At 74.8% G+C, this 270-nt stretch carries 1 protein-coding gene; it reads left to right on the plus strand.

The window, feature by feature from the left end; all coding sequences use genetic code 11:
- On the plus strand, positions 1-270 hold a 270-nt coding region (locus tag ACR6JA_RS23290), incomplete at both ends, for a hypothetical protein (protein WP_494599910.1).

The raw sequence follows: 270 nt of genomic DNA on the forward strand, positions 1-270 counted from the left end.
GCAGGGGCACGAACTGGTCGAGGGGACGGTGCCGGCGCCGTTCCGGTCGCTGGGCGGCGCGCTCGACAGCGTCGGCCAGGCCCGGCTGGGCTGGAACATCGGCGACCCGCCCGGCCCCGAGGCGCGCCTGCGCCGGGTCGCCACGGAAGCCGGCACCGTGCGGATCCTGACCGGCCCGGCCAGCCTGATCACGGGACGCAACCTGGCCATCGCGGTGGCCCTGGTGCTGTGGAAAGTGGTGCTGCCGATCGCCCTGATGACCTTGCTGGC

This window comes from Cedecea sp. B1(4) (assembly GCF_059414925.1).